General features: G+C 65.9%; 8 protein-coding genes. 2 read left to right on the top strand and 6 right to left on the bottom strand.

The genetic code is table 11. The features are described 5' to 3' along the window. Positions 1-90 precede the first annotated feature (90 nt). Positions 91-1,245, bottom strand: coding sequence for a PA0069 family radical SAM protein (locus tag EN781_RS21825; protein WP_126055977.1), 1,155 nt, complete (start codon positions 1,243-1,245; stop codon positions 91-93). A gap of 149 nt (positions 1,246-1,394) precedes the next feature. On the opposite strand from EN781_RS21825, the gene EN781_RS21830 reads away from it, so the two are divergent. After that, positions 1,395-1,898, top strand: a complete 504-nt coding sequence (locus EN781_RS21830; RefSeq protein WP_126055976.1) for a glycosyltransferase — start codon at positions 1,395-1,397, stop codon at positions 1,896-1,898. Between the two features lie 206 nt (positions 1,899-2,104). After that, positions 2,105-3,079 (top strand): hypothetical protein, encoded by a 975-nt coding sequence (locus tag EN781_RS21835; protein ID WP_126055975.1) that lies wholly within the window; start codon positions 2,105-2,107, stop codon positions 3,077-3,079. Between the two features lie 21 nt (positions 3,080-3,100). Here EN781_RS21835 and moaB read toward each other — a convergent pair whose 3' ends face one another. The 5 genes from moaB to EN781_RS21860 all read right to left on the bottom strand — a co-directional run bounded on the left by moaB (position 3,101) and on the right by EN781_RS21860 (position 6,590). After that, positions 3,101-3,655 carry a molybdenum cofactor biosynthesis protein B gene (gene moaB / locus EN781_RS21840; protein ID WP_126055974.1) on the bottom strand — a complete coding sequence of 185 codons (555 nt, stop codon included), beginning with the start codon at positions 3,653-3,655 and terminating at the stop codon, positions 3,101-3,103. Next, entirely contained in the window at positions 3,656-4,555 is a 900-nt protein-coding gene (locus EN781_RS21845) for a 4-(cytidine 5'-diphospho)-2-C-methyl-D-erythritol kinase (RefSeq protein ID WP_126055973.1), read from the bottom strand. A 5-nt stretch (positions 4,556-4,560) separates the two neighbouring features. Then, on the bottom strand, positions 4,561-4,746 hold the full coding sequence (locus tag EN781_RS21850) for a hypothetical protein (protein WP_126055972.1): 186 nt from the start codon (positions 4,744-4,746) through the stop codon (positions 4,561-4,563). 83 nt (positions 4,747-4,829) lie between these two features. Then, on the bottom strand, positions 4,830-5,687 hold the full coding sequence (locus EN781_RS21855) for a S49 family peptidase (protein WP_126055971.1): 858 nt from the start codon (positions 5,685-5,687) through the stop codon (positions 4,830-4,832). A 108-nt stretch (positions 5,688-5,795) separates the two neighbouring features. Beyond that, positions 5,796-6,590, bottom strand: a complete 795-nt coding sequence (locus tag EN781_RS21860; protein ID WP_127400322.1) for a methyltransferase — start codon at positions 6,588-6,590, stop codon at positions 5,796-5,798. Between the last annotated feature and the right edge of the window lie 45 nt (positions 6,591-6,635).

Below are 6,635 nucleotides of genomic sequence, written 5' to 3' on the forward strand. Positions count from 1 at the left end.
GGCGCGGACCGGGAGGGCACCGTCTCAAGGCCGGGGACAGGCCGGACGGGATTCTTCTCGCGCCGCCCGGCGAGGGCCGGCGCGGGACCTTCAAAGCAGCATCAACTGCTCGGCGGCGTTGGCTGCGGCAAGAAATTGGTCGGTCCTGAGTTGCCGCCGCTCGGCGTTGAGCCCGAGCCGCTTGGCGGTGATCTCGAAACGGCGGCCGATCTGCCAGGCATAGGGTCCGGCGCCTTTCATGCGCTTGCCCCACTCCGAATCGTAGTCCTTGCCGTCGCGCATCGAGCGGATCAGCGACATCACATGCCGGTAGCGGTCCGGGTAATGACGCAACAACCAGTCCTTGAAGATCGGCGCCACCTCCAGCGGCAGCCGCAAAATGACATAGCCGGCCTCGCGCGCGCCGGCGGCGCGTGCCGAATCGAGGATGCGCTCCATCTCCGGATCGGTGAGACCGGGGATGATCGGCGCGACCATGACGGAGGCGGGAATGCCGACGTCGGACAGCTGCCTGATCGCTTCCAGCCGCTTGGTCGGCGTCGACGCGCGCGGCTCCATCGTTCGCGCCAGCATGCGGTCGAGCGTCGTCACCGACAGCGCCACCTTGGCGAGCCCGCGCTCCGCCATGCGCGACAGGATGTCGATGTCGCGCGTCACCAGCGCCGATTTGGTGACGATGCCGACCGGGTGGCCGCGCGCTTCCAGCACTTCGAGGATCTCGCGCATGATCCGGTATTGTTTCTCGATCGGCTGGTACGGATCGGTGTTGGTGCCGATGGCGATGGTGCGCGGCTGGTAGCCGGGCCTAGACAGCTCCTTGTCAAGCATGCGCGCCGCATCCGGCTTGGCAAACAGCTTGGATTCGAAATCGAGCCCCGGCGACAGGCCCATGAACGCATGCGTCGGCCTGGCGAAGCAGTAGACGCAGCCGTGCTCGCAGCCGCGATAGGGGTTGATCGAGCGGTCGAAGGAGATGTCGGGCGACTCGTTGCGCGTGATAATAGTGCGCGGCCTCTCGACTTGCACCTCGGTCTTGAACGGCGGCAGGTCCTCCAGCGAATTCCAGCCATCGTCGAACAGATGCCGGCTGACCGGCTCGAAGCGGCCGGACGGATTGATGCCGGCGGAACGACCGCGATTGCGGTCGGACCGCACGCGCATGCCGCTCTGCTCGATCATCGCATTCGCCATCTCGGCTCTCCCAGCCCCGAAGGCTGCAATGTCGGCACGCACGATCTGTTCCATTTTCGCCCTCTCCCAAGGACTGTCAGCAGGCTGTCGAATCGCTCTGTTCATGAAACTATTCCTATTTTCTTGATGGGAACAAAGCAAGAACTTTTTATGCCGCATGCAAGAACTGGCGCTGCGCGCGGCTTTCCGCTATTCGGCTGGCAATGCTCAGCGTGCTCATTGAAACCCTGAATGACGAAGAGGGCCTTGCCCGCACGCTTGCCTCGCTGATCGGCGGCGCGGTCGAAGGCGTGGTGCGCGACGTCGTCGTCTGCGATACCGGCTCGACCGACCAGACGCACCGCGTTGCCGACCATGCCGGCTGCCACTATGTCGCAGGCGGCATTTCCGTCGGTATCCGGCAGGCCAAGGGCGACTGGCTGCTGTTGCTGGAGCCCGGGGCGCGGCTGTCGGACGGCTGGATCGACGAGGTCGTGGCCCACATGGCGAGGCACACAATGCCGGCGCGCTTTTCCCGCGCGCGCGGCAGCCGCGCGCCATTCCTGGCCAGGGTCTTCTCCGGCAACAGGGCGCTGGCCGAGGGGCTGGTCATCAGCAAGCGCCAGGCCACGGCGCTTTCGAAAAGCGCCCGCAGCGCCGAGGCCATCGCGCGCGGCCTGGCGACGAAGAGGCTCGACGCCGAGATCTGGGTCGCGCCGCCGAAGTGATCCTTCTCGCCGTTTTTGGGAGGAGAAGGCGCCGGCAGCGGAGAAGGGGTTGTGTAGGAAATTCACCGCAACCCCTTTATTGTGCATTGCACAAAATATGAGGCGGGGCTAACCTCCTTTCGATGCGGGACAAGCGGGTTTGGGCAATGCCGGAACTGGTGAGCAGCCGATGTTTCGTCGGATAATGCTCATACCTGAGGACCTCGATGAACCTTTCGACATCGGACAAATCCGGCGCTGTCAGCCTCGAGGCAATCGCCCGCAACGGCAGCTTGTTTCGTCGCATCGCGGTACGCATCCCGACCTACCTGACGGATCTGCGCGAGAACCCGGCCTGGCTGCCGATGTTCATGCTGGCGCGCACCATGCCGGGGCGCAGGATGCACTGGCTGGGCGCCAAGCCCGCCGGCCGGGCGCCAAATGGCGGGGATACGATGTTCAGCGGTATCGACCTCGACGCGGCGATCGAGGCGCTTCGCTCCGACGGACTGTTTTCCGGCCTGGTCCTGCCGCAGGCGATCCATGAGGAGATCGCCAGCTTTGCCGACAACACGCCTTGCTTCGGCAATTTCGACCGCCGCCTCGAATTCATGCCTTCTGACCATGCCGAAGCCGAGAAGCGTTTCGGCCGCTCCTTGCTCAGCGGCCACTATTTCGAGCGCATCCTCTCCTGCAAGGCAGCATTGGCCATCCAGAACGACCCGCTCTTGTCCGGCATCGCCCAGCGCTATCTCGGCGGCCAGGCGAAACTGATCACGACGCGCGTCTGGTGGAGCTTTCCGACCGGCCAGGCTTCCGACGCCGACAAGAACCTCGCCTCGCTCGGCAAGTACCATTTCGACCTCGACGACTGGCGGATGCTGAAATTCTTCTTCTATCTGAAGCCCTGCGACGCTGGCACCGGCCCGCATGTCTATGTGCGCGGCAGCCACAAACGCCGCAGCCTCAAGCACCAGCTGACGCTGCTTGTCGGCCATCCGGCGAATGAGGTGCTGAAGGTTTACGGCGACGACAGCCCGGTCACGCTCACGGGAGAAGCAGGTCTCGGCTTCGTCGAGGATCCGTTCGGCTTCCATATGGGCACGGTTCCGACGCGCACGCGGCGGCTGATGATGGAAGTGGGCTTCGGCGTCTCGCGCCCTTCGCGCCGGCGCTTCCACGGCGAGCCGGTGATACGCTGAACGCTCGACGGGGACAGCCGGCTATCCGGCCTTGCCGCCGCGCTTCAGATGCTCGTCCAGGCGCGGCATGATCTCGACGAAGTTGCAGGGCATGTGGCGATAGTCGAGCTGCGCCCTGATGATGCCGTCCCAGGCATCCTTGCAGGCGCCGGGCGAGCCCGGCAGCACGAAGACGAAGGTGGCGTTGAGGACGCCGCCGGTCGCCCGGCTCTGGATCGTCGAGGTGCCGATCTTGTCGTAGGAGATGCGGTGGAACACTTCGGAAAAGCCGTCCATGCGCTTTTCGAAGATCGGCTCCAGCGCTTCCGGCGTCACGTCGCGGCCGGTGAAGCCGGTGCCTCCGGTGGTGATGACGACATCGACGCCTTCGTCCTTCGACCAGCCGAGCACCTTGTCGCGGATCTTTTCCCGGTCGTCGGTGACGATGTCGCGGGCGGCGAGGATATGGCCGGCCTCCGCGATACGGTCAGCCAGCGTCTGGCCCGACTTGTCCTCGGCAAGGCTGCGCGTGTCGGAAACGGTGAGTACCGCGATGCGCACGGGGATGAACGGGCGGCTTTCGTCGATCCGGGCCATTCAAGCCTCCATGCTTCGCGTTGCGGCGACGAACCAGTCAGGATGCCGGTGCCTTATGTCGAGTGCCGCGCGCTTGGCGACATTGCCCGTCTCGAACAGGCCGAAGCAAGTCGCGCCCGAGCCCGACAGGCGGGCAAAGCCGGCGTCGGCTTTCCTCAGCGCCCTGAGCGCTTCACCGATCACGGGCTGGATGGTCCGAGCGGCAGGCTCGAGGTCGTTGCGCGTCGCGTCCAGCCAGCTGCGGATCGAGTGAAAATCAAGCTTGCTGGGCAACGGCGGCAACGCTTCGTTGTCGCGCCTCGCCAACGCCTTGAAAACCTCTGGCGTGGACACCGCGACGCCGGGATTGACCAGCACCAGGGCGAGCGCGGGAAAGCTCGGAACGGCCGACAACTCGTCGCCGACGCCGCGCGCGATCAGCGGCCTGGCCGCCAGGCACATCGGTAGGTCGGCGCCGAGCGACAGGCCGATCCGCGCCAGGTCGGCGTTGCCGATGTCGAGCCGCCATGTCCGGGCAAGCCCGCGCAGCACGGCAGCCGCATCGCTGGAGCCGCCGCCGACGCCCGAGGCGACCGGCAGGTTCTTTTCCAATGTTATCGCGACAGGTGGCGTCGCAAGCGATCCCGCTTCCCGGCGCAGCGCCTCGCGCGCCCTCACCACCAGATTGGTCTCGTCGGACGGTACCCCCGATGCGAATTTGCCTGAGATAGAAAACCGGTCGCTCTCGGCCGGCTCGATCTCCAGCCGGTCGCCGAAGCGGGTGAATACGGCAAGGCTTTCGAGCAGATGATAGCCGTCGGCGCGCCTACCGGTGACATGCAGCGCAAGGTTGATCTTGGCAGGGGCAAGCCCCGTCCGGGCTTGCGTCCCGGCATCCGACGTGTCTGTTGTTGGCGAGATGGCGTTCAGTCCTTGGCCAGCCGGTATTCGCCGGTCTTCGGGTCCTTGACCAGCGTTCCCATCGTGCCGTTTGCCGCCTGTTTCTCGGTACGCCGGATCTTGGCCGTCACGCGCTCGGCTTCGCGGATGAAGGCGCGATAGCCGAAATAGGCGGCGGCGCCGATAACGACGAGGAAAATGATCTGCGGCATCCCAAAACTCCTCCCTCGAAAACGCGGCAAAAGCGGCCGGTCGGGTCGGTCAAGCGGATATGCTAGTCGCTTTCAACCCTTTTTCAAAGCCCGAAGCGCGCCCACAGCGCGCGCTCTTCCGCCGCATCGACGATGCCGCTGGCCGCCGCCGCAGCGATGTCGGGCGCCGAAAGGCGCGACCCGAACAGCCCGAAGCGCCCGAACAGCCCGCGCGGCGCGGTGATCAGTTTCAGCTCGGTCTTCGGTCCGAAGCGCGTCTTCAAAACGCCTCGCATGTCGCCCAGCGCATCGACCAGGCCGAGTTCGAGACCTTTCTTGGCGGTCCAGAACAGGCCGGTGAACAGGTCGGGATCGTCCTTCAGCCTGGTGCCGCGCCGCTCCTTGACGAGCTCGATGAAGGTCTCGTGCACCTCGAGCTGCAGCGCCTTCAGCCGCTCGACATCTTCCTTCTTCTCCGGCTTGAACGGGTCGAGCACCGCCTTGTTCTGGCCGGCGGTATGGACGCGGCGCTCGACGCCGATCTTCTTCATCAGCTCGGGAAAACCGAACGAGGCGGAGACGACGCCGATCGAGCCGACGATCGAGGACGGATCGGCGAAGATCTCGTCGCCGGCGACCGCGATCATGTAGCCGCCGGAGGCCGCCACGTCCTCGACGAACACCAGCACCTTCTTGTTCTTCTCCACCGCGAGGTCGCGGATGCGCTTGAAGATCAGCCGTGACTGCACCGGCGAGCCGCCCGGCGAATTGATGGAGATGGCGACGACGGGCGCATCAAAGGAGAACGCCTTCTCAATGAGGCCGGCGGTGGACGCCAGCGACAGGCTCGGCCGGAACTGGCCGCCGCCGGCCATGATCGTGCCGTGCAGCCGGATGACCGGAACCACGACGACGGTGGAGCGCCAGGACTTCGGCAGCAGGCGGTTCAAGAGGCGTTTCACGAGGTCGGGGTCTCCGGTCACTGAAAAAGAAGCAAGATGAGGCCTCATCTTGCTGTGGGCATGTAGGAATTCGCCGGCCAACGGCAATGCCGCATGTCCGGCCGATGATCAATCGCCGAACAGCGACGCCAGTCCGTTGTTGATCATCTCGGTCCGCTCGGCTGGCCCGTTGCCTGTCTCTGCGTGCAGCATCAGCGGCGGGCGGATCGACAGTTTTCCGCGCGCGCCGAGCGTCGCCCTGACGACGATCCGGATTGCCGCCGCCTCGGGACGGGGGTGGACGGCGAGCATCTCGGTATCGCCGAAGCGGCCCTCGATCGCATCGAGCAGGGCGCCGAGCTGCTCGGGCCTGGCGATGACGGCGAGCCCGCCCCGCGGCTTCACCACCGCGGCAGCGCTTCTGATCCAGCTTTCGAACAGCCCGTCCTCCATCACATGCGCCTGCTTGCGCAGCGCATCCGGCGTGGCCTGATCCTCGGCGGCGTTGAAGGGCGGGTTCATGATGACGAAGTCGAAGCTGTTGTCGGCAAGGCCGGCCGCGCCGCGCGCTTTGCCGGACAGCGCGACACCGGCCCTCAGCACCGAGGCGCGGTCGCCGAGATGCGCATTGCCGGGGTGGGCAAGCGTCGCGGCCGCGAATTCGGCCATGTCCGGCGAGCATTCGACCAGCATGGCCCGCGCTGCGGGACAGCGCGACAGCACCGCGAGCCCCGCCGCGCCCGCGCCCGCGCCGAAATCGGCCAGCCGCCCGGCGAAGGAGGAGGGCACGGCTGCCGCCAGCATCATGGCGTCCATGCCGGCACGATGACCGCTTCGCGGCTGAACCAGCCAGAAGCGCCCGCGATGGAACGCATCGACCGTGTGGGCCGGGGTGTCCGGGGCAAGGGCGGTTGACGCTACCATTATTTGCGGCGGATCTCGTTGGCGATGCCGGCATCGGTCAGGATG

The sequence above is a fragment of the Mesorhizobium sp. M4A.F.Ca.ET.090.04.2.1 genome (genome assembly GCF_003999085.1).
Taxonomy (GTDB): domain Bacteria; phylum Pseudomonadota; class Alphaproteobacteria; order Rhizobiales; family Rhizobiaceae; genus Mesorhizobium.

What these genes read in the sequence shown, in the direction of transcription:
- EN781_RS21825 (WP_126055977.1), bottom strand. Translation starts at nt 1,245, where the DNA reads ATGGAACAGATCGTGCGTGCCGACATTGCAGCCTTCGGGGCTGGGAGA.
- EN781_RS21830 (WP_126055976.1), top strand. Translation starts at nt 1,395, where the DNA reads ATGCTCAGCGTGCTCATTGAAACCCTGAATGACGAAGAGGGCCTTGCC.
- EN781_RS21835 (WP_126055975.1), top strand. Translation starts at nt 2,105, where the DNA reads ATGAACCTTTCGACATCGGACAAATCCGGCGCTGTCAGCCTCGAGGCA.
- moaB (WP_126055974.1), bottom strand. Translation starts at nt 3,655, where the DNA reads ATGGCCCGGATCGACGAAAGCCGCCCGTTCATCCCCGTGCGCATCGCG.
- EN781_RS21850 (WP_126055972.1), bottom strand. Translation starts at nt 4,746, where the DNA reads ATGCCGCAGATCATTTTCCTCGTCGTTATCGGCGCCGCCGCCTATTTC.
- EN781_RS21860 (WP_127400322.1), bottom strand. Translation starts at nt 6,590, where the DNA reads ATGGTAGCGTCAACCGCCCTTGCCCCGGACACCCCGGCCCACACGGTC.